Here is a 16,969-nt window from a genome sequence, read left to right on the forward strand (position 1 = left end):
GCTCAATCCTCAGTCCTCAATCCTCGTCCGCTGCGTCGGTCGCCGGCCGGGCATCGTTGCCGGCCACAATCGCGCCGATCACGGCCGACGCCGCCACGAAGCCGAACACCGCCGTCACCGCCACCGACGAGCCATACCCGGCGCAGGCCAGCCCTTGCGGGGCCTCGCGCGGCGCGGGCGGGGCCTCGTCGATCTCGCAAGCCTGCTGTTCGGGCTCCGGATAGCGCACCGGTTCGTCCGAATACACGGCCAGGATGCCGAACTTCCGCTTCGGGTTGCGCGGGAAGCCGTGCTGGCGGCGCAGGTTGCCGCGCACCTTAGCCAGCAGCGGGTCCTGCACGGTCCGGGAAAGATCCTCGAGCCGCACCCGCGTGGGATCGAGCTGCCCGCCTGCCCCGCCGCACGTGAGGATGCGCGCGCCGCGCCCCGACCCCCGCGTCCAGCCGAGGATGGCGGTCTTGATCTTCACGGCGTCGATGGCGTCGATCACGTAGTCGAAGCCGCTCAGCAGTTCGGCGACGTTCTCCTCAGTCACGAAATCGTCGATCTGCGAGACGCGGCAGCGCGGGTTGATCGCCACGATACGCTCGCCCATCGCCTCCACCTTGGCGCGGCCATAGGCATCGCCCAGCGCATGGATCTGGCGGTTGGTGTTCGACGGGGCGATGTGGTCGAGGTCGATCAGCGTGATGCGGCCCACGGCGTTGCGCGCCAGCGCCTCGGCCGCCCAGCTGCCCACGCCGCCGATGCCGATCACGCAGACGCTGGCCGCCTCCAGCCGGGCCATGCCATCCGGCCCGTATAGCCGCGCCACGCCGCCGAAACGCCGGTGGTAGTCGTCGTCCTCGGGGGTCTCGTGGGTCAGGGGCTCAGGCAGCCCGGAAAGCTCGGCAATGGTCATGACAGGGGGAGGAGCGCGCAAAGCGGAAAAATCGCGAATTTCGCTATTTTATGTCACCCCGGCCGGCCCGGCTGGCGCCAAAAATCGGCGGTCCGGCGACCGCAATGTCAGCGCAAGGCCGACAAGCCGGCGCGGCGCGCTCCCCTAAAATTGGATGTGCAGTGGTTGATCCGCCGCATGGCAGGCCAGGCTTATCCACGCCGGCCCGGCCCTGCGCGCCAACAGGAGTCCGACCTCATGCCCGCCTCGCGCCGACAAAAAATCATTCTCTGGAGCGTGTTCACCCCGCTCGCCCTGATTGCGATCCTGGTCATCGTCATCCTGACTTTCGATTGGAATCGTCTCAAGCCCTGGCTCAACGACAAGGTGTCGCTGGCTATCGGCCGCCCGTTTGCGATCAATGGCGACCTCGTCGTCACCTGGAAGCGCGCGCAGGGCGAGGCCGGCTGGCGCACGCTGGTGCCGTGGCCGCGTCTGTCGGCCCGGGACATTACCGTGGGCAACCCCGACTGGGCCAAAGCGCCCAATATGGCCACCGTGCGGGAGGTCATCTTCATACTGCGCCCGCTGCCGCTGCTGGCGCACCAGATCGCCGTGCCGACCATCGTCGTGGACAGCCCGGCCGTCTGGCTCGAGCGGCTGGCCGACAAGCGCAACAACTGGACCTTCGACACCGGGCCCAAGACCGGCAAGTCGAGCTGGGAACTCGATATTGGCGAGGTCGTGCTGCAGCGCGGCAATCTGGCACTGGCCGATGCCGCCGAGAAGATCGACATGCAGGCCACGCTGGACACCGTGGGCGACCAGGCGCTCTACGACAAGGCCCGCGATGGCGCGCTGGTGCCGCCGACCGATGCATCGGCCGTCGATGCCTCGGCCCCCATCGCCAAGGACAGCAAGGACGCGAAGGACACCAAAGACACCAAGGACACCGCGCCCGACAGCCGCTACGGCATCCGCTGGAAGGCAGTCGGGCATTACAACCAGGCCACCATCAACGCCAGCGGCAAGGCCGGCACGGTACTGAGCCTGCGCGACGTCAACACGCCCTATCCCGTGCAGGCCGATGTGCGCGTGGGCGCCACCCGCGCGGTCATCGAAGGCACGCTGACCAACCCGGCCCACCTGGGCGCGCTCGACGTCAACCTGATGCTGTCCGGCGACAACATGGCCAAGCTCTACGCGCTGACCGGCATCGTGCTGCCCTCCACCCCACCGTATGAAACGCGCGGCCGGCTTGTGGCCACGCTCAAGAAAGGGGCGTCGTCCTATACGTATCGGGACTTCACCGGCAAGGTCGGCGGCAGCGACCTGGGCGGTACGCTCACCTTCGCCCAGCGCTCGCCGCGCCCGCTGCTGTCTGGCGAGCTGGTGTCCAAGCAACTGCTGTTCGCCGACCTCGCGCCGCTGATCGGCGCCGATGCCAAGCCCGGCCAGGCTGCCTCCGAGAGCCCGGTCAAGCAGCCAGCCAACAAGGCGCTGCCGGTGGCGCCGTTCCGCACCGAGCGCTGGGATGAGATCGACGCCGACGTGACGTTCACCGGCAAGCGCATCGTCCGCGACGAAGACCTGCCGATCACCGACCTGAAGACCCACCTGAAGCTGACCGATGGCGTGCTGCTGCTCGACCCGCTCAACTTCGGCGTGGCCGGCGGCAACCTCGTCTCCACGATCCGGCTGGACGGCAAGCGCGAGCCGATGGGCGCCATGGTCGACATGACCGCGCGCCACCTGAAGCTCAAGCAACTGTTCCCGAAGGCGGACTCGATGCGCGCCAGCGTTGGTGAGGTGAATGGCAGCGCCAAGCTGTCCGGCACCGGCAACTCGGTCGCCGCGCTGATGGGTTCGTCGAACGGCGAGGCCAAGCTGCTGGTGGAGAACGGCACGGTCAGCAAGTTCATCCTGGAGGCCATCGGCCTGAACGTGGGCAGCGTGGTGGTTTCCAAGCTGTTCGGCGACAAACCCGTGCAGATCAACTGCGGCGTGAGCGACTTCGCGGTCAAGGACGGCATCGCCCGGGCCCGCACCTTCGTGCTCGACACCCAGGACGCCGTGATCACCACCGATGGCGCGATCGACTTCGGCGAGGAGCGGCTGGCGTTGACCATCCATCCCGATTCCAAGGGCTTGCGGATCATCTCGCTGCGGTCGCCGCTGTATGTGGGCGGCACGTTCAAGAACCCAACGGTGAGCCCGAACATCGCCGTGCTGGCCCTGCGGGCGGGCGGCGCGCTGGCGCTGGCGCTGACCGCGCCGGTGGCGCTGGTGGTGCCCCTGCTGGACCTCTCACCCGGCGGCGACGAAAGCCAGTGCGCCCGCCTGCTGGCCGAGCTGAAGAAGCGCCCGACCGCCCCACCGCCGGGCAAGAGCTATCAGGACCCGGCCACCGGCGGCGCCGGCAAGCAGGCCGCCGGCCCGGCGATTCCCGAGTCGCCGTCGAAGTCGGCCGCCGCGCAGGGCCAGCCGGGCCCGGCGCCGACCGAGCCGCGCAAGCCCACGCCATCGGTCCAGCAGAAGCCGATGCAGCCGTCCAACGACGCGCAGCTTTATCAGGGCGGATAAGGCCCTCCTCACCTCGTCATTCGACGAAATCCGCAACATCCGATCCGTATCTATCGGCCCCGGGTGTTGCGGATTTGCACTTCCCCCCACATGACCATTGTGTCCGGACCCGGGACGGTCGCATAATTAAACGGCCATTTACAAGCAAAGCATTGAACAGAATGGCATGCATCGGTCGTCGCTGCCGGTTCCAGTCCGGTGACGGTGCCCTTGTGAGGTGCGGCCACGGCCGCACTTATTTTTTCTCGCGCACTTTTCGACCCGGACGGAGACCTTGCCGGCGGCGCGATCCACGCAGTTCCCCCCTACCTGCCCCGTCCCATGACGTTGCCTCACGCCGCCGTTCCGCCGATCAGCTGGCTGATCGCCCTGACGGTGTGCAATCACGTGGCGTTCAACGCCAGTCGCGTCGTCGTTTCCCTGTTTGCAATCTCGCTCAAAGCCTCCACGGTCACGCTCGGCATGCTGATGGCGCTCTATGCGCTGCTGCCGATGTTCCTGGCGATCCGCGCCGGGCGCCGTATCGACGAGATCGGCCCACGCCTGCCGATGACGGCGGGCTCGCTGATGGTGGTGGGCGGCACGCTGCTGCCGGCGATCTGGCCGGAAATCGGCGCGCTCTACGTCGCGTGCGCGCTGATCGGCGTCGGCTTCATGCTGGTCCAGGTGGCCATGCAGTTGTTGATCGGGCAGGTCTCCACGCCGGACACGCGGCTGCGCAACTACACCTATCACGCGCTCGGGCTGTCCGTGTCCGGCACGCTCGGCCCGGTGGTGATGGGTTATGTCATCGAACACGCTGGCTTCCGGCCCGCGTTCTGCGTGCTGGTGGTGGTGGCGCTGCTCGGCCAGGCCGGGCTCCAGTACGTGCGGCCGCGCCTGCCGGCCACGGGCGGCAACGCCGGGCGGATCGCGGTGGAGGACGGCAGCCGCCGCTCCACGCTGGACCTGCTCCAGCATCCCGAACTGCGCGCGGTGTTTATCGCCAGCGCGGTGCTCTCGGCCGCGTGGGACCTGCACGCGTTCCTGATCCCGATCCAGGGCTCGCGCATCGGCCTGTCGCCGTCGTCCATCGGCTGGGTGCTCGGCGCGTTCGCCCTCGCCACGCTGGCCATCCGCATTGCCATGCCGCTGGTATCGCGCCATTTGTCTGAATGGAAGATCATTCGGACCGCGCTAATGGTGGGCGCCATGGCCTACCTCGTCTACCCCTTCGTCGCCGAATTCTGGCTGATGTGCGGGCTGGCCTTCGTGCTGGGCCTCGCGCTCGGCAGCGCACAGCCCAATGTGATGAACATCCTCCATACCGCCTCGCCCTCGGGCCGCGCCGGGGAGGCCCTTGGGCTGCGCTCGGCCGTGCTCAACACCAGCCAGGTGGTGTGGCCGCTGACCTTCGGTGTGGTCGGCACGGCGCTCGGCATGTTGCCGATCTTCCTCTCGATGGCGGGCGCGATGGGCATGGCGGGCTATTACTCCCGCAACCAGTCCCGCAAGCCGCGGGTGGCGGAGATCGAATAAAGCTTAAAACAAGCGCGGCGATTTGCGACACCGCAAATGCGCTGCGCGGCGCATTCGCTATACTCGAAGTGCATCTTCCTTCGTGATCGCGACATGACCCAACTAGCCGACCTGCGCCGCAACTACATGCTGAGCGCGCTTTCCGAATCCGACGTGGCCGCCGACCCGATCCGCCAGTTCCAGACCTGGTTCGACGAGGCGCTCCAGGCCAAGCTGCCCGAGCCGAATGCCATGACGCTCGCCACGGTTCACGCCGACGGCCAGCCGTCCGCGCGCATCGTGCTGTTGAAGGGCATGGACGCCAACGGCTTCACGTTCTTCACCAACTACGAGAGCCGCAAGGGGCTCGACCTGCAGGCCAATCCGCGCGCGGCGCTGCTGTTCCACTGGGTACAGCTCGAGCGGCAGGTGCGCGTGGAAGGCATCGTGGAAAAGGTGGATGAGGCCGAGAGCGACGCGTATTACGCCTCGCGCCCGCTTGGCTCCCGGCTGGGCGCGTGGGCGTCCGAGCAAAGCCGCGAGGTGCCCGGCCGCGACGTGCTCGAGGCCCGCGAGGCCGACTTCCGCAGCAAGTTCGGCGAGAACCCGCCGCGCCCCGCGCACTGGGGCGGCTATCGCGTGGCGCCCACCTGGATCGAGTTCTGGCAGGGCCGCCCGTCGCGCCTGCACGACCGCATCGGCTACCGCAAGCAAGACGACGGCAGCTGGAATATCGTGCGGCTGTCGCCCTGAATCCCGCGCCGCGTACTTGTCTGCCTGTTCAGACAAGTACGCGGCAGAAAGCGGCGTCCGGGGACGCGCACTGCACAATCCAAACTTTTGGCGTAAAGTTTTAGGGTCGTACGAGAGGTGTGCCGCAACCAATTCGGGAGGAAGCCGCATGTTTTTCAAACAAGCCCTGGACAAGCAGCTCGACAGCTGGATCGCCGACGTGCGCGAGCACGCCAACCTGCCGGTGAAGCTCCGGCTCTGGAATGGCAAAGAGTACCCGCTCGGCCATTTCGAGAAGCCCGACGTCACCCTGACGGTACGCGAGGCCACCGCCCTGCCGCTGCTGCTGGTACCCAGCCTGGACAACCTCGGCGAGGCGTATGTCCAGGAGAAGATCGACCTCGAAGGCCGCCTGGCCGACATCATCAACGTCGCCTTCGGCTTCTCCGCCGCAGCCGCGCGCAGTGCCGGCGGCGCCCTCGCCCGTGTGGCCGAGCACTTCACCCATACCAAGCAGGAAGACCAGGCGTCGATCCAGTATCACTACGACGTCTCGAACGACTTCTACCGCCTCTGGCTCGATCCGAACATGGTCTATTCGTGCGCGTACTTCGAGCACGGCAATGAAGACCTCGCCACCGCGCAGCTGAAGAAGATCGACCACATCCTGACCAAGATCCGGCTCCAGCCGGACCAGACCCTGCTTGATATCGGCTGCGGCTGGGGCGCGCTGGTGCTGCGCGCCGCGCAGAAGTTCGGCGCGCGCTGCGTGGGCATCACGCTCTCGCAGAACCAGTTCGACCTCGCCACCGAGCGTGTGCGCGCCGCGGGGCTGTCTGACCGCATCGAGATCCGCCTCCAGGACTACCGCGACACCGCCGGCAAGTTCGACCGCATTACCAGCGTCGGCATGTTCGAGCACGTGGGCAAGGCCAACCTGCCGGCCTATTTCGGCCGCATTCGCGACTTGCTGGCGGACGACGGCGTGGCCATGAACCACGGCATCACCTCCACCGACCCGCACAGCGGCGAGGTGCCGATGGACGGCTCGGGCTTCATGGATCGCTACGTGTTCCCGCAGGGGGAGCTGCCGCACATCGGCATGGTGCTCCAGACCCTGCAGCAGGGCGGGCTCGAGGGCTTCGACGTAGAATTGCTGCGCCGGCACTACGCCCAGACGCTGTTCCACTGGGCCAACAACTTCGAGGCCAACGGCGAGACGATCCGGAAGATGGTCGGCGAGAAGAAATACCGCATCTGGCGCATCTACCTGGCCGGTACCGCCCACGCGTTCACGACCGACCAGATGTCGATCTACCAGGTGGTGTGCCACAAGGCGCGCCGCCCGGCCGACACCCTGCCTTGGTCGCGACGCTATATCTATGACGCCACGATCGGCAATGCCGTCTGAATCGATTGAACGATACGCTTGACCTGTTCGGCGATGCACCCGCATCGCCGCTCCCCGCCTCCTCCGAACCCTCGCCAGCCGCCGATCCTGCGGCTGGCGAACTTCCCAAGAAGAAGCCCGCCGGCAAGGTCGTCGCGCCGTGGACGCCCGACGCCGCGCTGGTCGCGCTCGGCCAGCGGCTGCCGCCCAACCTCCATTTCGGCACCTCGTCGTGGTCATATCCGGGCTGGCACGGGCTGGTCTACGATGGCCAGTACACCGAGAGCCTGCTCTCGCGCAAGGGGCTGCGCGCCTGCGGCCAGCATCCGCTGCTGCGCGCGGCGGGGATCGACCGGGGCTTCTACGGGCCGATCCCGCTGACCGACTATATGCAGTATGCGGCACAGGTGCCCGAGGGCTTCCGCTTCCTCGTCAAGGCGCCGGCCAGCGTTTGCGATGCTTGGCTGCGCGGGCCCGATGGCGCCGGGCGGCTGCCGAACGCGGGCTTCCTGAACCCCGAGATCGCGATCCGGGACTGCATCGTGCCGGCCACAGGCGGGCTCGGCCAGCATTGCGGGCCGCTGCTGTTCCAACTGTCGCCGCTGGCGGGCGTGGGCGATGACGGCCCCGCCTTCCTCGCCCGGCTGGACGCCTTCCTGGCCGCGCTGCCGCCGCTGGACCCCACCCTGACCCCGCACGCCTGCTACGCGGTGGAGATCCGCGACGCGGCCCTGCTCACGCCGCGCTACATCCGCCTGCTGCGGGACCGTGGCGTGCGCTTCTGCCTCGCCGCGCGCGACCGCCTGCCGCCCGTGGCCCGCCAGTCCGCCGCGCAGGCGTTGATGGACGAGGGCGCGCCCGGCCCGCTGGTGCTGCGCTGGATGCTGCGCGAAGGCCGCTCCTATGCGATGGCCGAAAAGGCCTACGGCCCGTTCGACAAGATCGTCGAACCTGACCCGGAGACGCGCGACGCCATTGCCGATGTGGTGGCGCGCACGCTGCGCACGGGCCAGCCGGCCTACGTGATCGTCAGCAACAACGCCGAAGGCTGCGCGCCGCTGAGCATCGCGCGGCTGGCCGAGGCCATCGCGGACCGGCTCTGAACGCGTATCGGGCCAGCCGGCGCGAAAGACCCTACCGTCGGGCCAAATGTCCGGACTCCGCTACAATCGGGGGACGATCGGCGCCGGGTTTCGGCCGCCGCGATTCCGGACCGTTTTGTACGAAATCCCACCGACGCGCCCCTGCGCGCGGCGCAAGGTGACATCCGTACAAGGCGTACCGGCTGACGATGCAATGAAAATCATGGATTTGTGTGGAGCCCGAGACATGGGCATGCCTGCCGAGGACGACGACCCCATCACGGGCCGCAAGGCCGCCTCGCCCGACTTCGATTCGCAGCATTTCAAGCGGACGCTGTCGCAGTTCGCCACCGGCGTGACCGTCATCACCACGCGCGCGGCGGGGCATCCGTACGCCAACGGCGCGCCGTTCGTCGGCATCACAGCCAGCTCGTTCAACTCGGTCTCGCTGGACCCGCCGCTGGTGCTCTGGAGCATGGCCAACCGCGCCAACAGCCTGCCGATGTTCCGCGATGGCACGCACTACATCATCAATGTGCTCTGCGCGTCGCAAATGGATCTATGCCAGCGCTTCGCCTCGCTCAAGGGCGACCGCTTCGCCGGCGTGGACTACCGCCTCTCCGAAACCGGCCTGCCGATCCTCGCCAACGCGCTGGCCTGGTTCGAATGCCATAACCGCAGCCGCTACGACGAAGGCGACCACGTGATCTTCGTCGGCGAAGTGGAGCGCTGCGGCCTGCAGGACTGCGGCGGCCAGCCGCTGGTGTTCCAGGGCGGCCAGTTCTCCACGGTCTCGCCACTGGACCGCTAAGCCGGTCCCCTTCCCGTTTCTACGCTTTCCCGCCCTGGTCGGCATGCAACGCCGCCAGCGGCGAGCCATCCGTCTTGATCCGCTGGAGCACAATGTTCGAGCGGATGTCCATCACCCCCGGCGTGCGGTAGAGCCGGTTGACGATGAAGTCCGAGTAGTGCTTCAGGTTGCGCGCCTGCACGCGCAGGATGTAGTTGCTGTCGCCGGTAATCACATAGGCGGTCAGCACTTCCGGCCACGCCTGCACGGCCGCGTTGAAGGTGTCGTGCCAGCCTTCGAGGTCGTGGCGCATCGACACCTGCACGATCGCCTCGATCTCCAGCCCCAGCCGCTCGGCATCGAACCACGCGCGATAGCCGCCAATCACCCCCTGCTCCTCCAGCAAGCGCACGCGCCGCAGGCACGCGGAGGGCGATAACGCCACTTTGTCGGCGAGATCCTGATTACTGATGCGGCCGTTCTCCTGCAGGCAGGTGAGGATGCGCAAATCGATGGGGTCGAGGGTCATTCCGGTCTTTTTCGCAGAATCTGCGAGTTACAGTTAGATCCACACAATTTTATGCGAAACATGCCCGGCCAGACGGGGCATTTCGCAAGCCTCTTCTGGGCGCTTTTGACTATGATGCGGTCATCGAACGACGATCCACACGATCCCGGCCGCCCCCATGCCCCACGCCCCCGATTTTCACGATGCCCGCCGTATTTGGGACATCACCCCGCCCGTCTCACCGGCCACGCCGGTGTGGCCCGGCGACACCCCGTTCCAGCATGATCCCGCCTGGGTGATGGATGGCCAGTGCCCGGTCAATGTCGGCCGGATGACGATGTCGCCCCATACGGGCGCCCATGCGGATGCCCCGCTCCACTACGTGGCCGGTGGCGCGCCGATTGGGGCGGTGCCGCTCGACGCCTACCTCGGCCCGTGCCGCGTGATCGACTGCATCGGCGCCGGCCCGCACGTGTTGCCGCGCCACGTGGAAGCCGCGCTGGCCGGCACGCCGCCGCGCGTGCTGCTGCGCACCTACGCCACGGCGCCGCAGGGCACGTGGGATGCGGGCTTCTGCGCGGTGGCCGCCGAGACGATCGCGCTGCTGGCCCGCCACGGCGTGAAGCTGGTCGGCATCGACACCCCCTCGCTGGACCCCCAGGACTCGAAGACGATGGACGCGCACCACGCCGTGCGCGACCACCGGCTTGCCATTCTCGAAGGCATCGTGCTCGACGACGTGCCGGCGGGTGATTACGAACTGATCGCCCTGCCGCTGCGCCTTGCCACGCTCGATGCCAGCCCGGTACGCGCCATCCTGCGCGCCCTCGCCTGACCTTTTTCAGAATCGTCTGATTTCCAGCCCATGAATTTGACCCGTGAATACTGCGTCGCGCTCGACCGTGACGACCCCCTGCGCGGCCTGCGCGAGCAGTTCGCGCTGCCTGCCGGCGTGATCTATCTCGATGGCAATTCGCTCGGCGCCCGTCCGCGTGCCGCCGCCGCGCGCGCCGCCGAAGTGGTGTCCGCCGAATGGGGCGAGGGCCTGATCCGTAGCTGGAATTCGGCGGGCTGGTTCGATCTGCCGCGCCGGCTCGGCAACCGGCTGGCCCCGCTGATCGGCGCCGGGCACGACGAGGTGGTGGTCACCGACACGACCTCGATCAACCTGTTCAAGGTGCTGGCCGCCGCGCTGCGCGTGCAGCAGCAACGCGACCCGGCACGCCGCGTGATCGTCTCCGAGGCCAGCAACTTCCCGACCGACCTCTACATCGCCCAGGGCTTGGCCGACCTGCTCCAGCAAGGCTACTCGGTGCGCCTGGTGGACAGCCCGGCCGAGATCGAAGCCGCCGTGGGCCCCGACACCGCTGTGCTGATGCTGACGCACGTCAACTACAAGACCGGCGAGATGCTCGACATGGCCGGACTGACCGAACTGGCCCACGCGCGCGGCGCGCTGACGGTGTGGGATCTCGCCCACTCGGCCGGGGCGGTGCCGGTGAACCTGACCGCGGCCGGCGCCGACTACGCCATTGGCTGCACCTACAAGTACCTGAACGGTGGCCCCGGCTCGCCGGCCTTCGTCTGGGTGGCGCCGGCGCTGCGCGACGCGTTCTGGCAGCCGCTGTCCGGCTGGTGGGGCCATCAGGCGCCGTTCGCGATGTCGCCGCAGTACCGCCCCACCGAGGGCATCGGCCGCTTCCTGTGCGGCACGCAGCCGGTGACCTCGCTGGCGATGGTCGAATGCGGGCTGGACATCTTCGCCCAGACCAGCATGACCGCGCTGCGCGCGAAGTCCCTGAAACTGACCGATGCGTTTATCGCGCTAGTGGAGGCGCGTTGCGCCACGCACCCGCTGACCCTGGTCACGCCGCGCGAGCACGCCCGGCGCGGCAGCCAGGTCAGCTTCGCCCATCCGGACGGCTACGCGCTGGTCGCCGCGCTGATCGAACGTGGCGTGATTGGCGACTATCGCGAGCCCGGCATCGCCCGTTTCGGCTTCACGCCGCTCTACACGAGCTTCACGGAAGTCTGGGACGCCGTGGAGATTCTGCGAGACGTGCTCGACAGCGGCGCCTATCGCGACGCGCGCTTCGCCGTGCGGACGGCAGTGACCTGAGCGGAGCGGACCATGAGCGAATTCAAGGGATGTCCGATGGGACACGGCGCATCGGCCAACACCGGCGATGCGGCGGACGACAAGTGGCACGGCGCGCAGATGGACTTCGCGCAGGACATGAGCTACGGCGACTACCTGGGTCTGGACCAGATCCTGAGCGCCCAGCATCCGCGCTCGCCGGACCACAACGAAATGCTGTTCATCGTCCAGCACCAGACCACGGAACTGTGGATGAAGCTGATGCTGCACGAGCTGCGCGCCGCGCGTGATGGCGTGCGCAACGACGAATTGCGCCCGGCCTTCAAGATGCTGGCGCGCGTGTCGCGCATCATGGACCAACTGGTGCAGGCGTGGAACGTGCTGGCGACAATGACGCCGCCCGAGTATTCGGCGATGCGGCCCTACCTGGGCGCGTCATCGGGGTTCCAGTCGTACCAGTATCGCGAGATCGAGTTCATCCTCGGCAACAAGAACGCGGCGCTGCTGCGCCCGCACGCGCACCGGCCCGAGCATCTGGCGCTGGTGGATGCCGCGCTGCACACGCCGTCGATGTATGACGAGGCGATCCGCCTGATGGCGCGGCGCGGGTTCCAGATCGACGCCGAGGTGGTGGAGCGCGACTGGACCCAACCGACGATCTACAACGCGTCCGTGGAGACGGCCTGGCTCGAGGTGTATCGCAATCCGTCCAAATACTGGGAGCTCTACGAGCTGGGCGAGAAGTTCGTCGACCTCGAGGATGCGTTCCGGCAATGGCGTTTCCGCCATGTGACCACGGTGGAGCGCGTGATCGGCTTCAAGCGCGGCACCGGCGGCACCGAGGGCGTCGGCTACCTGCGCAAGATGCTCGACGTGGTGCTGTTCCCGGAACTGTGGAAGCTGCGCACGGACCTTTGAACTTGCGTCCAATCAGCGCGCGCCGGGGTCGGACAGCCGCGCGCCCAGCGCCTGCAGCGCCGGGGCCAGGGTCTCGTGGAACACCTGCTCGGCCACCGTGCCATACGACGCGCTGCAGCTAATCATGTGCAGGTCCTTCTCCCCCACCGGCCGGAACGCCACGGCGCAGGCGTGGATAGCGGGATGCCAGTCCCGGAACGAGGCCGAATAACCCAGCCGCTCAGCCTCGGCCAGCGCGGCGCGCATCGGCGCCTCCTGCTGCTTCCACTGCTCCGGATAGGCCAGTGCGAATTCGCCCAGCACGCGCTCGCGTCGCGCGGCCGGCAGCGCGGCCAGATAGGCGCGCCCCATCGAACTCGACATCAGCGAGAGCCGCGACCCCACGCCGAGGCCGAGCATCACGCCGGCGTCATTTCGTATCGATTCGAGATAGATCACCTCCATCCGCTCGCGCTTGCCGAGCGACACCGACACGCCATACGCCTGCGCGAACGCCAGCATGTGGGGACGCGCCAGCGCCACCACGTCCGAGGCAGATAAATACGAGAAACCGAGCGCCAGCACGCCGGCATCGAGCGCGTATTTACCCAGGCTGTCGTCATAGCGCAGGTAGCCCAGTTGCACCAGCGTGCCGGCCAGCCGGCTGACCGTCGCCTTCGGAAAGCCGGTGCGGCGCACGAAATCCTGATTGCCGAGCATCGCCTCGCCGGTGCGGAAGCAACGGAGCAGTTCCAGGCCGCGCGCCAGCGCCGTCACGAAGTTCGGATCGCTTTCGCGCGCGGGGCGCTCGGTATCGGCGTTTGCCGCCGGGGCGGGCAATGAGGAAGTGGCCAAGGCGTGGCTCCATGAGAAGGATGATCCACCTGGCGTGCGGCAGGGCGGGATCGGGTCCACCCCCTGTTGCACTGCGGATCGGTTCGGCTATACTAGCTCATCGGAACAAGGTTCCGCAATGCGGAACTTCACTACACCTGTTCGAGGGCTGCCCCCGCCCCTCGGCGCGCCACCAAAGAAGGAGACCTCCATGGCTGCCAATGCCGAATTCAACTGGATCGACCCCCTGTTGCTGGATCAGCAACTGACCGACGAAGAACGCATGGTGCGCGATGCCGCCGCCGCGTACTCGCAGGACAAGCTGATGCCGCGTGTGCTCCAGTCCTTCCGCAACGAGAAGACCGACATCGAGATCTTCCGCGAGATGGGCGAACTGGGCCTGCTGGGACCGACCATTCCCGAGCAATACGGCGGCCCGGGCCTGAACTACGTCAGCTACGGCCTGATCGCACGGGAAGTGGAGCGCGTGGATTCCGGCTATCGCTCGATGATGAGCGTGCAGTCGTCGCTGGTGATGGTGCCGATCTATGAATTCGGCACGGAAGCCCAGAAGCAGAAATACCTGCCCAAGCTGGCTACCGGCGAATGGATTGGCTGCTTCGGCCTGACCGAGCCGAATCACGGCTCCGACCCGGGCTCGATGATCACCCGCGCCAAGAAGGTGGACGGCGGCTACGAGCTGTCCGGCGCCAAGATGTGGATCACCAACTCGCCGATCGCCGATGTCTTCGTGGTCTGGGCCAAGCTGGTCGGCGACGACGGCAAGGACGCCATCCGCGGCTTTATCCTCGAAAAAGGCTGGAAGGGCCTGTCCGCGCCGGCCATCCACGGCAAGGTGGGCCTGCGCACGTCGATCACGGGCGAGATCGTGCTCGACCAGGTCTTCGTGCCGGAAGAGAACCTGATGCCGGGCGTGAGCGGCCTCAAGGGCCCGTTCACCTGCCTGAATTCGGCCCGCTACGGCATTGCCTGGGGCGCGCTCGGCGCCGCCGAGTTCTGCTGGCACACCGCCCGCCAGTACACGCTGGACCGCAAGCAGTTCGGCCGCCCGCTGGCCGCCACGCAGCTGGTGCAGAAGAAGCTGGCCGACATGCAGACCGAGATCACGCTGGGCCTGCAAGGCTGCCTGCGCCTGGGCCGCATGAAGGACGAAGGCACGGCCGCCGTGGAAATCACGTCGATCATGAAGCGGAATTCGTGCGGCAAGTCGCTCGACATCGCCCGCGTAGCCCGCGACATGCTCGGCGGCAACGGCATCTCGGACGAATTCGGCGTGATCCGCCATGTGGTCAACCTCGAGGTGGTCAACACCTACGAAGGCACCCACGACATCCACGCGCTGATCCTGGGCCGCGCCCAGACCGGCCTGCAAGCCTTCTTCTGATCGCGTTTTTTCAGCGGAAGACGATGTAAAAAAGCCCGGCAAGCCGGGCTTTTTTACACTTGCCTGCCTGCCGGCCGGCTTACTTGTTCGGCTGGGGCGTCAGGCGCAGGTAGGGGCGAACCGCCTTGTAGCCCTTCGGGAATTTCTGGCGGATGATCTCCTCGTCCTTCAGCGACGGCACGATCACCACGTCGTCGCCGTCCTGCCAGTTGCCCGGCGTGGCCACGCTGTGGTGGTCGGTCAGTTGCAGGGAATCGATGACGCGGAGGATTTCGTTGAAATTTCTACCGGTACTGGCCGGGTAGGTAATGATCAGTCTTACCTTCTTCTTCGGATCGATCACGAACAGCGAACGCACGGTCAGCGTTTCGTTGGCGTTCGGGTGAATCATGTCGTAAAGCTCAGACACTTTGCGGTCCGCATCGGCCAGAATCGGGAAATTCACCGAGGTCGACTGGGTGTCGTTGATATCGCCAATCCAGCCTTTATGGGACTCCACGCTGTCCACGGACAGGGCAATGGCCTTGACATTACGCTTCTCGAACTCGCCTTTCAGCTTGGCGGTCAGCCCCAGCTCGGTGGTGCAGACCGGGGTGTAGTCCGCCGGGTGCGAGAACAGCACGCCCCAGCCGTCGCCCAGCCAATCGTGGAAGCGGATGCGGCCCTCGCTCGATTCTTGCTCGAAGTCCGGGGCGATGTCGCCAAGACGCAGTGCCATTGTTGAAAATCTCCAGGGGGAAGGTTGAAGGAACCAGCTTAGTTGGATTGCGATCCAACCGAAACGAATATAAAGTCACTATAAAATCACTCGAAGTCATAAAGACGGTCGGGTGAGCGGCTTGCCTTGAAACGATGGGTTGCCGCCACATATCCTAAGTGGAAGACAGAAAGCGCCACAAGCGATAGCGAGCAAGGCAAAATGTCACCATTCGAACCAACCGCCCGCAAACAGGAGAAACTGATGAGCGATGTGAAGACCGTTCTGTCCGATGCCGAAGAACTGCTTAAGCAAGCGGCCTCGACCACCGGCGAGAAGGCTGCCGAGTTGCGCGAGCGCGGCATGGGCCTGCTGAAGCAGGCCAAGGAAAAAGCCCAGGATCTGCAGGACGCCGTGGTCACCAAGAGCAAGGCCGCCGCGCGTGCCACCGACGACTACGTGCATGACCACCCGTGGAAGGCCGTGGGCGTGGCGGCCGGCGTGGGCCTGCTGATCGGCCTGCTGCTGAACCGCAAGTAAGACAGGCGCAAGCCGGCCGGCATCCGGGCCCCGCGCCCGCGCCGGCCCGCGCCGAAGGCCCGGGAGGGGCGGCGCCATGCCGCCGCCCGGTCCGCTCATCGAGGATGCCGCCAATCTTGGCGCATCGATTCTTCGCCGGAGCCGCATGAGCGAATCCCCTTCCCCCAAGTTCCTGGACTCCCTGCGCAACCTGACCGGTTCGATGGTGTCGATGGTCCAGACGCGCCTGGAACTTGCCAGCGTGGAACTGGCCGAGGAACGCACCCGGCTGATGAAAGTCGCCCTGCTGGCCTGCTTCGGGCTGGTATTTTTCGGCATGGCGCTAATGACGTTCACGATTCTCGTCGCCATCCTGTTCTGGGAAACCTACCGCTGGCAGGCCATCGGCGCGATCGTCGTGATTTATCTGGTCTGCATGGCCGCCTGCCTGCTTACCGCGCGCCGCATGGTGCGCAACGCCCCGCCGCTGTTCGCGGACACGCTCGCCGAACTCGACAAGGACCGGGAGATGCTGCGCCGATGACCACGCCCGACGACGACTCCATGGAAGAACGCCGCGCCGACCATCCGCGCCCGGTGCGATTCTCACGCGAGGTGCAGCTGCCGCTGGCCGTGCGCAAGGAATTGCTGATCACCCGCGCGGCGCTGGAACGCTACGACGCCGTGCAGGCGCTGCGCCAGGTACGCGGCGGCGCACGCCGCATGACCAACCTGGGCTCCTGGCTGCCACGACTGACCCGGCCCTCGGGCTGGCTCAAGATGCTGGGCGTGACGCGCGAATACCCGATGCTGAGTACCGCCATCACCCTGGCGATGCCGCTGTTGCGCCGGACCGCCATCGGCCGCGTGGCCTGGAAGCTGTCGAAATACGGCATGGTCGCTGGCGCCGGATACTGGGCCTACAAGACCTGGCAGGACACGAAAGCCCCGGCCAGCGCGGCCGAGGTCGTGGCCGCGAAGGCGTTCGATACCGGCTTCCGGGATCCGCTGGTGCCTTCCCCCACGCCGGACGCACCGCCGCCGGCCCAGCCCTGAA

17 protein-coding genes are annotated in these 16,969 nt (G+C 66.8%); 13 read left to right on the forward strand and 4 right to left on the reverse strand.

All coding sequences use genetic code 11. The annotated features are described in order from the left end of the window. Nucleotides 1–16: 16 nt before the first annotated feature. A complete protein-coding gene (locus AC1DFU_RS17375) occupies nucleotides 17–901 on the reverse strand; it encodes a tRNA threonylcarbamoyladenosine dehydratase (protein WP_092290465.1) in 885 nt (294 codons plus the stop codon). Nucleotides 902–1,138: 237 nt separating this feature from the next. On the opposite strand from AC1DFU_RS17375, the gene AC1DFU_RS17380 reads away from it, so the two are divergent. The 6 genes from AC1DFU_RS17380 (at nucleotide 1,139) to AC1DFU_RS17405 (ending at nucleotide 8,975) form a co-directional block, all read left to right on the forward strand. Then, a complete protein-coding gene (locus tag AC1DFU_RS17380) occupies nucleotides 1,139–3,463 on the forward strand; it encodes an AsmA family protein (protein WP_441590607.1) in 2,325 nt (774 codons plus the stop codon). 321 nt (nucleotides 3,464–3,784) lie between these two features. Further along, on the forward strand, nucleotides 3,785–4,981 hold the full coding sequence (locus tag AC1DFU_RS17385) for an MFS transporter (protein ID WP_092290470.1): 1,197 nt from the start codon (nucleotides 3,785–3,787) through the stop codon (nucleotides 4,979–4,981). A 93-nt stretch (nucleotides 4,982–5,074) separates the two neighbouring features. Further along, entirely contained in the window at nucleotides 5,075–5,713 is a 639-nt protein-coding gene (gene pdxH, locus AC1DFU_RS17390) for a pyridoxamine 5'-phosphate oxidase (protein ID WP_092290875.1), read from the forward strand. 148 nt (nucleotides 5,714–5,861) lie between these two features. Beyond that, the gene (locus tag AC1DFU_RS17395) at nucleotides 5,862–7,103 is read left to right on the forward strand and encodes a class I SAM-dependent methyltransferase (protein ID WP_441590609.1); all 1,242 of its coding nucleotides are present in this window, start codon (nucleotides 5,862–5,864) and stop codon (nucleotides 7,101–7,103) included. A 5-nt stretch (nucleotides 7,104–7,108) separates the two neighbouring features. Next, complete coding sequence (locus tag AC1DFU_RS17400; RefSeq protein WP_092290474.1) at nucleotides 7,109–8,185, forward strand: DUF72 domain-containing protein; 1,077 nt, start codon at nucleotides 7,109–7,111, stop codon at nucleotides 8,183–8,185. Between the two features lie 226 nt (nucleotides 8,186–8,411). Then, on the forward strand, nucleotides 8,412–8,975 hold the full coding sequence (locus AC1DFU_RS17405) for a flavin reductase family protein (protein ID WP_092290476.1): 564 nt from the start codon (nucleotides 8,412–8,414) through the stop codon (nucleotides 8,973–8,975). A 19-nt stretch (nucleotides 8,976–8,994) separates the two neighbouring features. Here AC1DFU_RS17405 and AC1DFU_RS17410 read toward each other — a convergent pair whose 3' ends face one another. Beyond that, nucleotides 8,995–9,483 carry an Lrp/AsnC family transcriptional regulator gene (locus tag AC1DFU_RS17410; protein ID WP_092290478.1) on the reverse strand — a complete coding sequence of 163 codons (489 nt, stop codon included), beginning with the start codon at nucleotides 9,481–9,483 and terminating at the stop codon, nucleotides 8,995–8,997. A gap of 157 nt (nucleotides 9,484–9,640) precedes the next feature. On the opposite strand from AC1DFU_RS17410, the gene kynB reads away from it, so the two are divergent. Genes kynB through kynA form a run of 3 tightly spaced genes read left to right on the forward strand, consistent with a single transcriptional unit; the run spans nucleotide 9,641 to nucleotide 12,478 of the window. After that, nucleotides 9,641–10,297: an arylformamidase gene (gene kynB, locus AC1DFU_RS17415; RefSeq protein ID WP_092290480.1), complete on the forward strand. Its 657-nt coding sequence runs from the start codon at nucleotides 9,641–9,643 to the stop codon at nucleotides 10,295–10,297. 30 nt (nucleotides 10,298–10,327) lie between these two features. Further along, a complete protein-coding gene (gene kynU / locus AC1DFU_RS17420; RefSeq protein ID WP_092290482.1) occupies nucleotides 10,328–11,581 on the forward strand; it encodes a kynureninase in 1,254 nt (417 codons plus the stop codon). Nucleotides 11,582–11,593: 12 nt separating this feature from the next. Continuing rightward, complete coding sequence (kynA, locus tag AC1DFU_RS17425) at nucleotides 11,594–12,478, forward strand: tryptophan 2,3-dioxygenase (RefSeq protein WP_092290484.1); 885 nt, start codon at nucleotides 11,594–11,596, stop codon at nucleotides 12,476–12,478. 12 nt (nucleotides 12,479–12,490) lie between these two features. Here kynA and AC1DFU_RS17430 read toward each other — a convergent pair whose 3' ends face one another. Next, nucleotides 12,491–13,312, reverse strand: coding sequence for an IclR family transcriptional regulator (locus AC1DFU_RS17430; protein WP_092290486.1), 822 nt, complete (start codon nucleotides 13,310–13,312; stop codon nucleotides 12,491–12,493). A 190-nt stretch (nucleotides 13,313–13,502) separates the two neighbouring features. On the opposite strand from AC1DFU_RS17430, the gene AC1DFU_RS17435 reads away from it, so the two are divergent. After that, nucleotides 13,503–14,696, forward strand: a complete 1,194-nt coding sequence (locus AC1DFU_RS17435; protein WP_092290488.1) for an acyl-CoA dehydrogenase — start codon at nucleotides 13,503–13,505, stop codon at nucleotides 14,694–14,696. 79 nt (nucleotides 14,697–14,775) lie between these two features. Here AC1DFU_RS17435 and AC1DFU_RS17440 read toward each other — a convergent pair whose 3' ends face one another. Continuing rightward, the gene (locus AC1DFU_RS17440) at nucleotides 14,776–15,414 is read right to left on the reverse strand and encodes a peroxiredoxin (RefSeq protein ID WP_092290490.1); all 639 of its coding nucleotides are present in this window, start codon (nucleotides 15,412–15,414) and stop codon (nucleotides 14,776–14,778) included. 201 nt (nucleotides 15,415–15,615) lie between these two features. Here AC1DFU_RS17440 and AC1DFU_RS17445 point away from each other — a divergent pair, with 201 nt between their 5' ends. The 3 genes from AC1DFU_RS17445 (at nucleotide 15,616) to AC1DFU_RS17455 (ending at nucleotide 16,968) form a co-directional block, all read left to right on the forward strand. Next, nucleotides 15,616–15,933, forward strand: coding sequence for an ElaB/YgaM/YqjD family protein (locus tag AC1DFU_RS17445; RefSeq protein ID WP_313818631.1), 318 nt, complete (start codon nucleotides 15,616–15,618; stop codon nucleotides 15,931–15,933). Between the two features lie 145 nt (nucleotides 15,934–16,078). After that, entirely contained in the window at nucleotides 16,079–16,456 is a 378-nt protein-coding gene (locus AC1DFU_RS17450; protein ID WP_092290877.1) for a phage holin family protein, read from the forward strand. Further along, complete coding sequence (locus tag AC1DFU_RS17455) at nucleotides 16,453–16,968, forward strand: DUF3318 domain-containing protein (protein ID WP_441590613.1); 516 nt, start codon at nucleotides 16,453–16,455, stop codon at nucleotides 16,966–16,968. The genes AC1DFU_RS17450 and AC1DFU_RS17455 overlap by 4 nt, the downstream gene beginning before the upstream one ends. Nucleotide 16,969 lies beyond the last annotated feature (1 nt).

This window comes from Cupriavidus sp. 10L45 (assembly GCF_056395225.1).